Annotated in this window: 11 protein-coding genes; 9 read left to right on the top strand and 2 right to left on the bottom strand. The window is 48.1% G+C overall.

Annotated features, from left to right (window positions below):
- Positions 1–303: 303 nt before the first annotated feature.
- From ltaS to ICW23_RS16665, 6 genes are all read left to right on the top strand, one after another.
- Entirely contained in the window at positions 304–2,232 is a 1,929-nt protein-coding gene (ltaS, locus tag ICW23_RS16690; RefSeq protein WP_016936959.1) for a lipoteichoic acid synthase, read from the top strand.
- A gap of 218 nt (positions 2,233–2,450) precedes the next feature.
- A complete protein-coding gene (gene rfbF / locus ICW23_RS16685) occupies positions 2,451–3,215 on the top strand; it encodes a glucose-1-phosphate cytidylyltransferase (protein ID WP_016936960.1) in 765 nt (254 codons plus the stop codon).
- Between the two features lie 6 nt (positions 3,216–3,221).
- Complete coding sequence (locus ICW23_RS16680; RefSeq protein WP_045927122.1) at positions 3,222–4,190, top strand: GDP-mannose 4,6-dehydratase; 969 nt, start codon at positions 3,222–3,224, stop codon at positions 4,188–4,190.
- Positions 4,191–4,212: 22 nt separating this feature from the next.
- A complete protein-coding gene (locus ICW23_RS16675; RefSeq protein ID WP_045927121.1) occupies positions 4,213–5,124 on the top strand; it encodes a putative nucleotide-diphospho-sugar transferase in 912 nt (303 codons plus the stop codon).
- 27 nt (positions 5,125–5,151) lie between these two features.
- Positions 5,152–6,312 carry a glycosyltransferase family 2 protein gene (locus tag ICW23_RS16670; protein ID WP_045927120.1) on the top strand — a complete coding sequence of 387 codons (1,161 nt, stop codon included), beginning with the start codon at positions 5,152–5,154 and terminating at the stop codon, positions 6,310–6,312.
- A gap of 15 nt (positions 6,313–6,327) precedes the next feature.
- A complete protein-coding gene (locus ICW23_RS16665; RefSeq protein WP_016936964.1) occupies positions 6,328–7,266 on the top strand; it encodes a putative nucleotide-diphospho-sugar transferase in 939 nt (312 codons plus the stop codon).
- Between the two features lie 28 nt (positions 7,267–7,294).
- On the opposite strand, the gene ICW23_RS16660 is transcribed toward ICW23_RS16665, so the two are convergent.
- Both ICW23_RS16660 and bcaP read right to left on the bottom strand, forming a co-directional pair.
- Positions 7,295–8,524: an MFS transporter gene (locus tag ICW23_RS16660; protein ID WP_016936965.1), complete on the bottom strand. Its 1,230-nt coding sequence runs from the start codon at positions 8,522–8,524 to the stop codon at positions 7,295–7,297.
- Positions 8,525–8,640: 116 nt separating this feature from the next.
- Positions 8,641–10,026 carry a branched-chain amino acid transporter BcaP gene (bcaP, locus tag ICW23_RS16655; RefSeq protein ID WP_188154820.1) on the bottom strand — a complete coding sequence of 462 codons (1,386 nt, stop codon included), beginning with the start codon at positions 10,024–10,026 and terminating at the stop codon, positions 8,641–8,643.
- 244 nt (positions 10,027–10,270) lie between these two features.
- Here bcaP and yfmT point away from each other — a divergent pair, with 244 nt between their 5' ends.
- The 3 genes from yfmT (at position 10,271) to ICW23_RS16640 (ending at position 13,626) form a co-directional block, all read left to right on the top strand.
- Positions 10,271–11,728, top strand: coding sequence for a benzaldehyde dehydrogenase (gene yfmT / locus ICW23_RS16650; protein ID WP_188154819.1), 1,458 nt, complete (start codon positions 10,271–10,273; stop codon positions 11,726–11,728).
- Between the two features lie 15 nt (positions 11,729–11,743).
- The gene (locus ICW23_RS16645; RefSeq protein ID WP_003155664.1) at positions 11,744–12,598 is read left to right on the top strand and encodes a methyl-accepting chemotaxis protein; all 855 of its coding nucleotides are present in this window, start codon (positions 11,744–11,746) and stop codon (positions 12,596–12,598) included.
- 128 nt (positions 12,599–12,726) lie between these two features.
- Positions 12,727–13,626 (top strand): SDR family oxidoreductase, encoded by a 900-nt coding sequence (locus ICW23_RS16640; protein WP_064778014.1) that lies wholly within the window; start codon positions 12,727–12,729, stop codon positions 13,624–13,626.
- The last annotated feature ends 22 nt before the right edge of the window (positions 13,627–13,648 follow it).

Genomic DNA, 13,648 nt, shown 5'->3' with positions numbered 1-13,648 from the left:
TATTCATTTTTCGTTTTTAAGTAGTTTGTGTTATTCTTATATTTGGTATCTCCTATTTTCAGACCAGGTTTGAAACGGTACCTTTTAATGCCAGAAAAAAATGTGAAACGAAGAACGGATATCCTGCGTCTAATGGCTGGCGGGATAAGATGTTCAATGGGCATGACACGAATGATAAATATATCGTTTATTAAAATGGTGTGTTTATGGGGCTGTGTGATGCTTTCGTTTTGCTCGGAAAGCAGGAATTGAAGCAAAAAGTAAGAATACAGATTTAAAGTGTTTAGGAAAGTAGAGGTTGCCATGAAGAAATTATTTTCTTACAGACTTAGTTTTTTTGTACTGGCTATTATTTTGTTTTGGGCCAAAACGTATTTAGCCTATCATGCTGAATTCAACCTTGGGGTGAAGGGGCCGACGCAGCAGTTTCTGCTAGTGATCAATCCGTTCTCAAGCGCCATTTTCTTTTTAGGACTGGCATTGTTTGCGAAAGGCCGCAAATCAGCGATTATCATGGTGATTATTGATTTCATCATGACGTTTATTTTGTATGCGAATATCCTATTCTATCGATTCTTCGATGATTTCTTGACATTCCCTAACTTAAAGCAATCCGGTAATGTCGGAAATATGGGAGACGGCATCTTCAGCATTATGTCCGGCCATGATATTTTGTACTTTGTTGACATTATTATTTTAATCGCACTTCTGGTGTGGAGACGTGAGCTGAAGGAATTCAAGCTGAAAAAACGGTATACGTCATTAATTATCGTGACGGGTATTGTTTTGTTCTTTGTTAACTTGGCGATTGCCGAAGAGGACCGCCCGGAGCTGCTGACAAGAACGTTTGACCGCAATTACATTGTAAAATACTTAGGTCTTTATAATTACACGATTTATGACGGCGTGCAGACGGCGCAGACGGAAACGCAGCGGGCATATGCAAGCAGCGATGACCTGACGAGCGTTGAGAACTACACATCGTCGCATTATGCGAAGCCGAACGCCGAGTATTTCGGCAAGGCCAAAGGCAAAAATATCATTAAGATTCACTTGGAAAGTTTCCAATCGTTTTTAATCAACTACAAACTTGACGGAAAAGAAGTCACGCCGTTCCTGAATAAACTCGCCCGCGGCGGTGAGGACATGACGTACTTTGACAACTTTTTCCACCAAACAGGCCAAGGTAAAACATCTGACGCCGAGCTGATGATGGATAACAGCCTGTTCGGACTGCCTGAAGGGTCAGCCTTCGTGACAAAAGGGGAAAACACGTATCAATCGCTTCCTGCCATCCTTGACCAAAGTGAAGGCTATACAAGCGCCGTTTTACACGGTGACTACAAATCATTCTGGAACCGTGATCAGATTTACAAACATATCGGCTATGACAAATTCTTTGATGCCAGCACATACGATATGTCTGATGACAACCTTGTCAATATGGGACTGAAGGATAAACCGTTCTTCAAAGAATCCATTCCAAAGCTTAAATCGCTGAAACAGCCGTTCTATGCGCATTTGCTCACGCTGACGAACCATTATCCGTTTACGCTTGATGAAAAAGACGCAACGATCGAAAAAGCGAAAACGGGCGATGCGACTGTAGATGACTATTTCCAGACGGCGCGTTATCTCGACGAAGCGCTTGAACAGTTCTTTAAAGATCTGAAGTCATCCGGTTTATATGACAACTCGGTGATTATGATTTACGGAGACCACTACGGAATCTCTGAAAACCATAACCGCGCGATGAAAGAAATTCTCGGCAAAGAAATTACGCCTTATCAAAACGCGCAGAACCAGCGTGTGCCGCTTATGCTTCACATCCCCGGCAAAAAAGGCGGAGTGAACCATACATTCGGCGGTGAAATGGACGTTGTGCCGACGATCCTTCACTTGGAAGGCATCGATTCTAAGAAATATATTAATTTCGGTACCGATCTCTTCTCGAAAGACCATGATGATACGGTGACGTTCCGTAACGGAGACTACGTCACGCCGAAATATACTTCTATCTCCAATGTCGTATACGATACGAAGACAGGAAAAGAACTGAAAGGCAATCAGGAAACGAAAAATCTGAAAGCCAGAGTCACAGAGCAGCTGAAGCTGTCTGACAGCGTGATGTACAAAGACCTGCTCAGATTCCACAAATTGAGCGACTTTACGCCGGTTGATCCGTCTAAATATCATTACGGCAAAGAAAAGCTTAATGAGGATAATAAATAATAGAAAGAGCCTTACGGATGGTTTTCCGTGAGGCTCTTTTTTTGTGTGTATCTTCACCAATCTGAAAAAAGAGAGAGCTTTCGGTCACAAAGGGCGCCAATCTCTCATATCTTAGAGTAGATTTTGAAACCGGTGATAGAGAATCGGACAAATTATCCGGTTGGTTTCTCTTGTACGGGCGGTTTCGAATCCAATATTCACAGAGAAGAGGGGTAGAGATGAAAGCAGTCATTCTCTGCGGCGGAAAAGGAACGAGAATGAGCGAAATCACCAATGAACGTCCCAAACCGCTCGCCATGATAGGCGGAAAACCGATTCTATGGCATATTATGAAACTCTATCAATATTATGGCGTGAACGAATTTATCCTGCTTCTTGGTTTCAAAGGAGAGCTGATTAAGGAATATTTCTTAGATTATGACTGGAAGAATCACAGCATGACGCTCGACAGCTCTACCGGAGAAGTGCGGATATTGGGAAAATCCGAGCCGTGGAAAATCACTTTTTTAGACACGGGGGAACACACGCAGACAGCGGGGCGGCTTTTACAGGCAAAGGACATCATCGGTGATGAAACCTTTCTCATGACATACGGAGACGGACTGGCCAACATCAACCTGTTTCATCTGATCAGCTATCATCAATCAAAAGGGGCTGCGGCAACCGTCACCGGTATTGAAAAGACCTCGCAATTCGGGACGCTGACGGTCGAAGACGGCATGGCGAAAAGCTTTTCTGAAAAAACCTCGAGTGACGGCATCATCAACGGCGGATTCTTCGTGCTCAGCCCGAAGGTATTTGATTATCTGCCGAAAGACAGCGATGTCATGTTTGAAGAAGAACCGCTGAAGGAGCTGGCGAAGGACGGCGAATTGGCGGTATATCGGCATTACGGTTTCTGGACGGCGATCGATACGTATAAAAACCTGCTGGAAATCAACAAGATGTGGGATCAAGGACAACATGTATGGAAGGTATGGTGATCAAGTTTGAGTTTCTGGAAAAATAAAAATGTGTTTGTGACGGGATGTACAGGTCTTTTAGGAAGCTGCTTGGTAAAGGAACTGATCGATCAGGGGGCCAATGTGACAGGCCTTGTCCGTGACACTGTGCCCAAATCTAATCTGTATCAGGGAGAACAAGTGAAGCAAATGAATATCGTGCAGGGCGCTCTTGAAGATCTGGATGTGATTGAGCGGGCGCTGGGCGAATATGAAATCGACACGGTCTTTCATTTAGCAGCGCAGGCGATCGTCGGCGTCGCAAACCGCAATCCGATTTCCACATTTGAAGCCAATATTCTCGGCACATGGAACATCCTTGAAGCGTGCCGCCGGCATCCGCTCATCAAGCGGGTGATCGTCGCCTCCAGTGATAAAGCATACGGCGACCAGCCGGCACTGCCGTATGATGAAAACATGCCTCTTCAGGGCAAACATCCGTATGATGTGTCAAAAAGCTGTGCCGATCTGATAAGCCACACATATTTTAATACGTACGGCCTTCCGGTTTGTATTACGCGCTGCGGCAACTTGTACGGCGGCGGGGATTTGAATTTCAACCGGATTATCCCGCAGACGATTCAGCTCGTGCTGAACGGTGAAGCGCCGGAAATCCGCAGCGACGGCACATTTATCCGTGATTATTTTTACATTGAGGATGCGGTCGAGGCGTACCTTTTGCTGGCGGAAAAGATGGAGGAGCTTAATCTTGCGGGAGAAGCGTTCAACTTCAGCAATGAGATTCAGCTGACGGTGCTGGAACTTGTAGAAAAAATTCTTAAGGCCATGGACAGTGACTTGAAGCCGAAGGTGCTCAACCAGGGGAGCCACGAAATCAAGCATCAATATTTGTCGGCGGAAAAGGCGAGAAAGCTTCTGAACTGGACACCCGCGCATACCATTGATGAAGGGTTGGAAAAAACGATCGAATGGTATAAAGCCTTTTTTCAAAAGTAACAGAAACAGAGGTGATAAAGACGTGACAAGCGCATATTGCACAGTTTTATCAAAAGGAAGGCTGTATCAGGCCATCGCTTTATTCGGCTCATTGAAAGAGGTTCAGGCGGACGCCCCCATTTTTACTTTGTGTATGGATCAAGACACCTATGACGTGCTTCAGGCAATGCAGCCGGATAATGTCACCCTGATTCCGGTGTCTGCACTGGAAAATGAGGAGCTCCTTGAATTGAAGCGGACGAGAGACCAGAGCGAATACTGCTGGACGGTGAAGCCGGTATTTCTCGAATTCGTGCTGGACGGACATCCGGACTTAGAGCGTGTCACGTACATTGATGCCGATTTGTTTTTTTTCGCTGATCCGCGCCCGATTTTTGAAAATCAGCCGGATTGTTCGGTGCTTCTGTCACGGGGCGATATCGTCATCCCCTCATTTAAAAAAAAGGAAATTGACATGCTGCAGCGCCTTTTAGGCCGGTATAATTCCGGTTTTCTCAGCTTCAAAAACGATCGGGCCGGCACAGATTGTCTCAGATGGTGGAAAGAACGCTGCCTTGAAGAATGCAAAAATGCGCCGGGTGAAGGAAAATTCGGAGATCAGGGCTACTTGGATCACATGTCTGATCTATTCCCGAATGTGTGTGACATCACCACGCCCGGTGTGAATATCGGCCATTGGAATTACGGCCGGCACACATTTTCATGGAAGGACGGGCGTCTTGTGCTCGAAGACGGGAGTCCGCTGATTTTCTATCATTTCAGCGGATACCGGATCATCACAGCCGGCGACATTCGGCAGATTCACGAGAAGACCCGGACCGACCTGCCGTTTGTCCATCAGCTTTACAAAGACATTCTGAAGCAGGTGATCGGGACGGTCAGCGCCGTCTGCCCGGAGTTCAGCGGCTTCGCATCTGAGGATGATAACAAATAAATGATTATATACAGGAAGTGAACAAAAGTGAAGGCAAGCGTCATAGTTCCCGCATATAATTCCAGGGAGCGGCTTTATAACAGCCTGCTGTCCCTGAATGAACAGGAATGCACAGAGCCGTTCGAAGTGATTGTGGCTGACAACGGTTCGGAAGACGGAACCTTATCCATGCTCGAATCATTCAGCGCGAATTTTCCGCTGATTTTTGTGAGAATTAAAGAAAACAGAGGAATCGCTTACGGCCGGAATCAGGCGGTCCGCAATGCCAGAGGCGATATTTTGATTTTCCATGACAGTGACATGCTTGCCGAAAAGGATTTGGTGGCAAAGCATATCAAGGCTCATGAGAACCGGGACGATCTTGTCGTATGCGGTATGTTCTGGAAGCGGCTGTACAGCTTTTATTATGACCGTTTTGAAAAAGAGCACAAGGAAAAGCTCGCCGAACTGTATGAAGAGCTGCCGGGCGATAAAGAGCCGCTTCTTGATGAAAGTGCCATCAGAGACGGAAGCTTTCTCGACCAATGCTTTGACTTAGATACCGATTTTATACGTGTGCTGAAAAGCATTTTGGAAAAATACGGAGACGACTTGGAAGGCTACCGTCTGCCGTGGCGTTTTTTCATTACGAACAATTCATCAGTCAAACGGCAGCACGTGGCAGATCTCGGTCTGTTTGATGAAGGCATTGTCAGATACGGTTTTGAAGATTATGATCTCGGCATCAGGCTTCACCAGTCGGGCTTGTCATTTCAGCTGCGGCGCGATATCATGAGCGTCCATCAGGAGCATCCGAGCAACTGTGCTTCCGTTGATGACATCAGGGCGAATATCGCGTACATGTGCGACAAGTACAATGACATCCATTCGCTTGACGTGCACCTCGCGTTTAACGGCCCGTTTGACGCGGAGTTAACCAACAGCATTATGGCAGACATCGAAGTGCTGCTTGATTATGAGAAATATGAAAGCCTGCTGTACATCTTTCTTGAGCTGATGCACGCGGTTAAAGACCGCAACCTCGATCCGGACTGGAGGACGAAAAGCCCGCGTATCACGGCGAACAGTTTTCATCTGCCGGAGGCCCAAAAGCTTTTGTCAAAAGCGGAAAAAAAGCTGGGCGTTACGCACTTTGCAAGAGCGTTCAAAGCGCTGTTTGCTGATTTACTGCATGTGGATCTTAAATAAATTGGATGTGATATGGTGAGTAAATATCATTTTTCAACCATTGTTTCAAGAACGCATATCTTTAAACTGATGCCGATGATTCATTCTCTCCATGAGCATTGCCGTGATTTTCATCTGTATGTGCTGTGTGTCGACAAGAAGGCGTATGAACTGCTTCAGCAGGTGCCGTGGGAGCATGTCACGGCGGTTCAGCTCCATGAAATGGAAGATCCGGAGCTGCTTGAAGCAAAGGGCGGGCGGACGTTTCATGAATATTGCTGGACGCTGAAGCCGGCATTTCTGTTTCATGTGATGACGGAGTATGATGAAGCCGAATATTTTGCCCATTTGGACACCGATCTCTTTTTCTTCTCAGATGCGGGCGAGCTGTTTGCGGAAAAGCCGGATGCTTCTCTTTTCCTGACGGATCACCGCAATTCAGAACGGTTTGCGTCTTATTACAAGCTGACCGGGCAGTACAACACCGGGTTTGTCGGCGCGCGGAATACCGAGGAGGCGTATCGGGCGGTCTGGCAGTGGAGACAGGATTGCATCTCCTATTGTACGGTGGAGATGAATGAAGAAAAAAAGACATACGGTGACCAAAGGTATGTTGAAAAGTGGCCCGCGCAGTTTGAGCACGTCCATGTCACGGAGTCGATCGGCGCGAATGCCGCGCTGTGGAATATTGAGCAATACGAAGTCAGCCTGCGTGACGGGGCTGTATATGTCAATGACACCCCGCTGATTTTTTATCATTTTTCAGGCTTTACGCTCGTCACGGAGAACGAATTCAATCTGTGCTGGTACTATCACATTGATGACGAGACGACAGTCAATATAATTTACGTGCCGTACATCAAAAACGTAAAAAAATGGATTGATGAAATTCAAAAGGCGTTTCCCGATTTCAGAGACGGGTTTATTCCGAGATATGCGGTTCCTGACACTCATTTTTATACGGTTGAAACATAAAATCCCTGCCGAAAAGGCAGGGATTTTTTTATGAATGCCATTCTTTCAATGTTTTGTCGCTCGGCAGGACAAACGCGAGCAGTCCTAAAACGGGCAGAAAGGCGACGGCTGTCATGGTCGGCGTCAATCCCGCGGAATCAATGAGGGCGCCGAGCGCTACGGCTCCGATCGCGCCCATTCCGAAGGCGAGCCCGACCGTAAGCCCTGACATCGTGCCGATTTTACCCGGGACGAGCTCCTGCGCGTAGACAACGGTCACAGAAAAGCTGGACATCAGGACAACGCCGATCAGCGCCAGTACGCCATAGGCGATGACAGGCCCCGCAAACGGAAGGAAAATCGTCAAGGGAGCCGATGCCATCATTGATACGATAATGACGTTCCGCTTTCCGAAACGGTCTGCCAGCGGCCCGCCGAGAAACGTTCCGACAGCCCCGAAGAATAAAAAGACGAAGATGTAGCTCTGTGCCTGCTGAATGCTGACATGATAGGCATTCATCGCATAGAACGTATAAAAGTTGCCGATCGCGCTCACATACCAGGAACGCGCGAAAATCAAGAAGATAATCATGATAAGGGCAAGAATAATCGGCTTTGTAATCACGGTCTCCACAGCGGCAGCCGGTGATTTTTTACTTGCGGCGCGCAAATGAATAAGGCGCCCTTTATACCATTTGGCGATATAAATGAGAAACAGCACAGCGATTGCGGCGACAAGTGTAAACCAGACAGAGCCGAATTGACCGAGCGGAACGAGAATCAGCGCGGTAATCAGGGGCGCCATCGCCTGGCCGGTATTTCCGCCGACTTGGTAAATCGATTGCGCCAAGCCGCGCTTTTCGCCGGCGGCCATGTAAGCGACACGCGATCCTTCAGGATGAAAGACGGCGGAGCCAAGGCCGATAAAAAATACGCAGCATAAAATTGTCAGAAAAGACGGGGCGAACGCGAGACCTAAAATGCCGAGCATGCTTGCGGTGAGTCCGAGCGGCAGGGCATACGGCATCGGGCGTTTATCCGTATACCAGCCGATGACGGGCTGCATTACGGAAGACACCATATTCAGCGTAAAGGCGATCATTCCGAGCTGTGTAAAGGTAAGACTCATAGAACGTTCCAAAATAGGAAACATCGCCGGAATCACCGCTTGCAGTGAATCGTTCAGCAAATGACAAATCCCGATAATCAATAAAATGGAATACATGGTTGTATCGGGACGATGGACAGGTTTTTCTTTCATCGGTGCGGCAATTGCCAAAGTGATTCTCCTCCTTTTATGTAAGCAAAGCATACACCATATTATTCATAAGGTGAATGAATGATCAAGAGCAAAAAAGGCTCTTCTTTCTCAAATCGAAAAAAGAGCCTCCCTTTTTATTTGTTTAACAAACTGTGTTTTCTCGAATAAACCATATAAACGACGATCCCGGCGGCGATCCAGATGACAAAGGAAAGCCATGTCACGCCGGGCAGGCTGCTTGCGAGATAGAGGCATAAGCATGCGCTGATGATCGGCACAAAAGGAACGAAAGGAACACGGAAGGAAGATTTGATCTCCGGATGTTTCTTTCTTAAAACGATGACGGCGATCGCGATGACCGTAAAGGCCGCCAAGGTTCCCATGTTGACGAGATGCGCCAAGGTTCCCAGATCAATCAAACCGGCGATCCCGGCGGCAACGATCCCCGTCACCCAGGTGTTTTGAAACGGTGTTTTAAAACGCGGGTGCACCTTGGAAAATACGCGGGGCAAAAGACCGTCTCTGCTCATCGCAAATGTGAGACGCACCTGAGCGTACAGCAGAGCAAGCATGACTGTTGTAATCCCGATAATCGCGCCGACGGAAATAATGCCCGCTATTTTGTTCTGGCCGACAAATTGGAGCGCAAATGATACCGGATCTCCGACATTTAATTTAGTGTACGAAAGCATTCCCGTCAGAACGAGCGACACGGTAATGTAAAGGATGGTGCAGATGGCGAGCGCGCCGATAATCCCGATCGGCATTGATTTCTGCGGGTTCTTCACTTCTTCCGATGCGTTTGACACGGCATCAAATCCGAGATACGCGAAGAAAACGGTCGCGGCGCTCGTGATGACGCCTTTCATTCCGAACGGCATAAACGGCGACCAGTTTTCCGGTTTCACGTAGCCGAATCCGACGACGATAAACAGCAAAATGATCGCAATTTTCATCAAAACAATGACATTATTAAAGCGGGTGCTTTCTTTCACGCCTCTTGAAACAATCGCGGTAATCACCAAAATAATAATAACGGCCGGCAGATTGAGCACAGCGCCCGCTTTGCTCCCGGGTGCGGCGGTCAGCGCCTTCGGAAGATGCATCCCGAAGCCCGCAATAAGCGACTGGAAATACGATGACCAGCCGGTTGCGACGGCGGAGAGCGCAATGACATATTCAAGCATTAAGTCCCATCCGATTAAAAACGCGAGACATTCTCCGAGAGTGACATAGGAGTACGTATATACGCTGCCTGAAATCGGAATGGATGAAGAAAATTCCGCATAACAAAACGCTGCGAGCGCGCAGGCAAGGCCCGCGAGCACAAACGACAGAATCAAAGCCGGCCCTGCCCCTGTTGCGGCCACGGTCCCGGTAATCACAAAAATCCCCGTGCCGACAACACAGCCGATTCCGAGTAAAACCAAGTCAAAAGCGCTTAACGAGCGGGCCAGACCGGCCTGTTTGCTCTGGGCCTTTAAGTCGGCGATCGGCTTTTTCCGAAATAATAAAGACATATGAGTCCTCCTGAAAATTCATAATATTCATATCATTATATACACTGACGTTTGTATTATATTGTCGAAATTTCGCACAGTCAATTAAAGAATTTTCCACTTTAAAAGGAAAAAGCTCAAAAGCGTCGATGTGCGGAAGGAACAGTAATTTTATTGTGAAATAGTTCAATTTTCTCACGTTAAGACCGATACAAAAAATGACTCATCAACTATTTTCAAGTTTCGGTGAAAGGGAGATGTTTACATGTTTCAATATGAAGAACTAAATAAGCAGTTTATCGGCGGCCGATGGAGGGATGGGAGCAGCCGGAACGTATTGGAAAACAGAAATCCTTATACTCAGAAAGTCATCACCTCATTCCGAAAAGCGACGCCTGATGACGTGGATGCGGCGTATCGCGCCGCAGCTCTTGCGAAACAAGAATGGGACAAAGTCAATCCTTTTAAAAAGCGGGCCATTTTGGAAAAAGCCGTATCTTTCATCGAAGAGCACGAAGAAGCGATCATTTACTTAATCATGGAGGAGCTTGGCGGAACAAGGCTGAAGGCTGAGTTTGAAATCGGACTTGTCAAAAATATGATAAAAGAAGCCGCAACATTTCCGGTGCGGATGGAAGGGAAAATTCTCCCGTCCACGATTGACGGAAAAGAAAACAGGCTGTACAGAATACCAGCCGGCGTCGTCGGTGTCATCAGCCCGTTTAATTTCCCGTTTTTCCTTTCGGTGAAATCAGTTGCGCCGGCACTCGGAGCGGGCAACGGCGTTGTGCTGAAGCCTCATGAAGAAACACCGATCTGCGGCGGAACACTGATTGCGAAGATTTTTGAAGCGGCCGGCGTACCGGACGGGCTGCTGAATGTCATCGTGACGGATATCGGGGAGATCGGCGACAGTTTTGTTGAGCATCCCGTGCCGCGGATTATCTCATTTACGGGTTCAACCGGAGTGGGCAGCTATATCGGACAGCTTGCGGTCAAGCACTTTAAAAAACCGCTCTTGGAGCTTGGCGGAAACAGCGCGCTGATCGTGCTTGAGGACGCTGATCTCGAATACGCCGTCAATGCGGCCGTATTCAGCCGGTTTACGCATCAGGGCCAGATCTGCATGTCGGCGAACCGCGTGCTCGTTCACACATCTGTATATGACAAATTCACAGAGCTTTACGAAGCGAAAGTGTCATCGCTGAAAGTCGGCGATCCGATGGACCCTGATACGGTGATCGGGCCTTTAATCAATGAGAGGCAGGCGGAAGGTTTGAAACGGTCCGTTGAAAAAGCGATAGAAGAGGGAGCGGTTCCGGTGCTTTCCGGCCGATTCAGCAAAACGGTAGCTGAACCCGTCATCTTAAAAGATGTAAGACCTGAGATGAGTATCGCAAAAGAGGAACTGTTCGGTCCGGCCGTCTGCATTATGCCGTTTGAAACGGAGGATGAAGCGGTAAGCATCGCAAACGCGACACCGTTCGGTTTAAGCGGAGCCGTGCATACGGCAAACGTTGAGCGCGGCGTTGAGTTTGCTAAGCGGATCGAAACCGGCATGATTCACGTCAACGATACGACCATTAATGATGAACCGAATGTCGCGTTCGGCGGCGAGAAGCAATCAGGTCTCGGCAGGCTGAACGGCGAATGGAGCCTGGAAGAATTCACTACGCTGAAATGGATTTCGGTTCAGCATGAAAAACGGCAATTCCCATATTAAGAAGGAGTGAAAGAAATGAGTATACAGACGGAACAGCAAACGCACAGCCTGCTTGACGCTTTTGTCAAAGTTGCGCCTTTTTTAAACAGCCTGATCCAAGATGACATCACCATCGGGATTTATGATACAGAAAAATTAATCGTGAATATTCCGGCTAAAACGTTTTCTCTTAACGTAAAGCCGGGAGACCCGCTCCAAAAAGGGGACATCATTACAGACGCGATACGCATGAATCAGAAGAAGACAAGCATGGTGCCGAAAGAGCTGTTCGGATTTCCGCTTATCGCCAGAGCGATTCCGCTTCACGATGAAAACGGAAAAGTCATCGGCGGCGTCGGTCTCGGCACGAGCCTTGAAAAATCAGCTAAGCTTCATGATGTCGCTGAAAGCCTGTCCGCCGTCGTGGAACAGACCGCTTCAGCCATCGCGGATATTTCAGAATCCATCAGCGGCTTTTCAGCACAGATGACCGGGATTTCCGCTCAGGCGAAACAAGTCAGTGAAAGCGCGGGAGAAATTGCCGACATTTCCGTCACTGTCAAGGGCATCTCAGATCAAAGCAATCTGCTCGGTTTGAATGCGGCCATTGAAGCCGCGAGAGCTGGAGAATCCGGCAAGGGCTTTTCCGTGGTGGCGGATGAGATCCGCAAACTTGCCACTCATTCAAAAGACAACGTCGGACAAATTGACCAGATTACGAAAAAAATCCACAGCCTGCTGAAAGGGCTGGAGGACTCTATTGAATCCATCAACCAGAACACAGACGGCCAAGCGGCGGCGGTTGAACAAATTTCTGCCACGATGCAGGAAATTTCGGGAAGCGCCCAGCATTTAGCGAAAATGGCTGAAAACGTGCTCGGAGAATCATAAAAAAAGTGAGCTTACGGGCTCCTTTTTTGTTTTCCCTTATCAATCGGAAACTGCACTTACACGTTTGATCCGTCATGCTCAGGGGGTACACATACGAATACATCACCAATGATAAAGGAGAGTTTTGTATGTCTGATGCAAATCTGCACAACCCGCAGACGAAATATGATCATGATGAATTTCCAAAACAATATCAAGAACCGCCCGGTTTGCAGAAAGAGATGAAGCCTGTGCCGGACTGCGGCGAAACAAGCTATAAAGGAGCAGGCAAGCTGAAGGGAAGAAAAGCCCTCGTCACCGGCGGCGATTCGGGGATCGGACGGGCTGCCGCGATTGCTTATGCCCGGGAAGGGGCGGATGTGGCCATTAACTATCTGCCTGAGGAACAGCCGGATGCCGAAGAAGTGAAAGCATTAATTGAAAAAGAAGGAAGAAAAGCCGTTCTCCTCCCCGGAGATTTAAGCGATGAAGCGTTTTGTGGAGAATTGGCGGAAAAAGCGTATCAAGAGCTTGGCGGTCTTGACACGCTCGCCCTTGTCGCCGGCAAACAGCAGGCAGTGGACGATATCAGCGATCTTGCCACAGAACAAATCTATCAAACATTCGAAGTTAATGTTTTCTCACTGTATTGGCTCGTCAAAGCGGCGCTTCCGTATCTGCCGGAAGGCGCGTCTATTATCACGACAACTTCTGTCGAAGGGTACAATCCAAGTCCGATGCTGTTGGATTATGCCGCGACGAAACATGCCATTATCGGCTTTACCGTCGGCTTAGGAAAGCAGCTGGCGAATAAAGGAATCAGAGTCAACTCTGTAGCGCCGGGGCCGATCTGGACGCCGCTTCAGATTTCCGGAGGACAGCCTGGTGAAAACATTCCGAAATTCGGCAAGGAAACACCGGCCGTGCCATTACAGCGTGCCGGCCAGCCCGCGGAGCTTGCAGGGATTTATGTCTTTTTGGCCTCAGAAGAATCGAGCTACGTGACATCTCAGATCTACAGTGTCAGCGGAGGTATTCCGACGGCGTAATGAATAAGGAGCTGCCCTCTTA

The sequence above is a fragment of the Bacillus sp. 1021 genome (assembly GCF_014534735.1).
GTDB classification, from domain to species: domain Bacteria; phylum Bacillota; class Bacilli; order Bacillales; family Bacillaceae; genus Bacillus; species Bacillus siamensis.
Note: the sequence above shows the minus strand (reverse complement) of the source record. Positions and strands in the feature narration are given on the sequence as shown.

What these genes read in the sequence shown, in the direction of transcription:
- yfmT (WP_188154819.1), top strand. Translation starts at nt 10,271, where the DNA reads ATGTTTCAATATGAAGAACTAAATAAGCAGTTTATCGGCGGCCGATGG.
- rfbF (WP_016936960.1), top strand. Translation starts at nt 2,451, where the DNA reads ATGAAAGCAGTCATTCTCTGCGGCGGAAAAGGAACGAGAATGAGCGAA.
- bcaP (WP_188154820.1), bottom strand. Translation starts at nt 10,026, where the DNA reads ATGTCTTTATTATTTCGGAAAAAGCCGATCGCCGACTTAAAGGCCCAG.
- ICW23_RS16640 (WP_064778014.1), top strand. Translation starts at nt 12,727, where the DNA reads ATGTCTGATGCAAATCTGCACAACCCGCAGACGAAATATGATCATGAT.
- ltaS (WP_016936959.1), top strand. Translation starts at nt 304, where the DNA reads ATGAAGAAATTATTTTCTTACAGACTTAGTTTTTTTGTACTGGCTATT.
- ICW23_RS16645 (WP_003155664.1), top strand. Translation starts at nt 11,744, where the DNA reads ATGAGTATACAGACGGAACAGCAAACGCACAGCCTGCTTGACGCTTTT.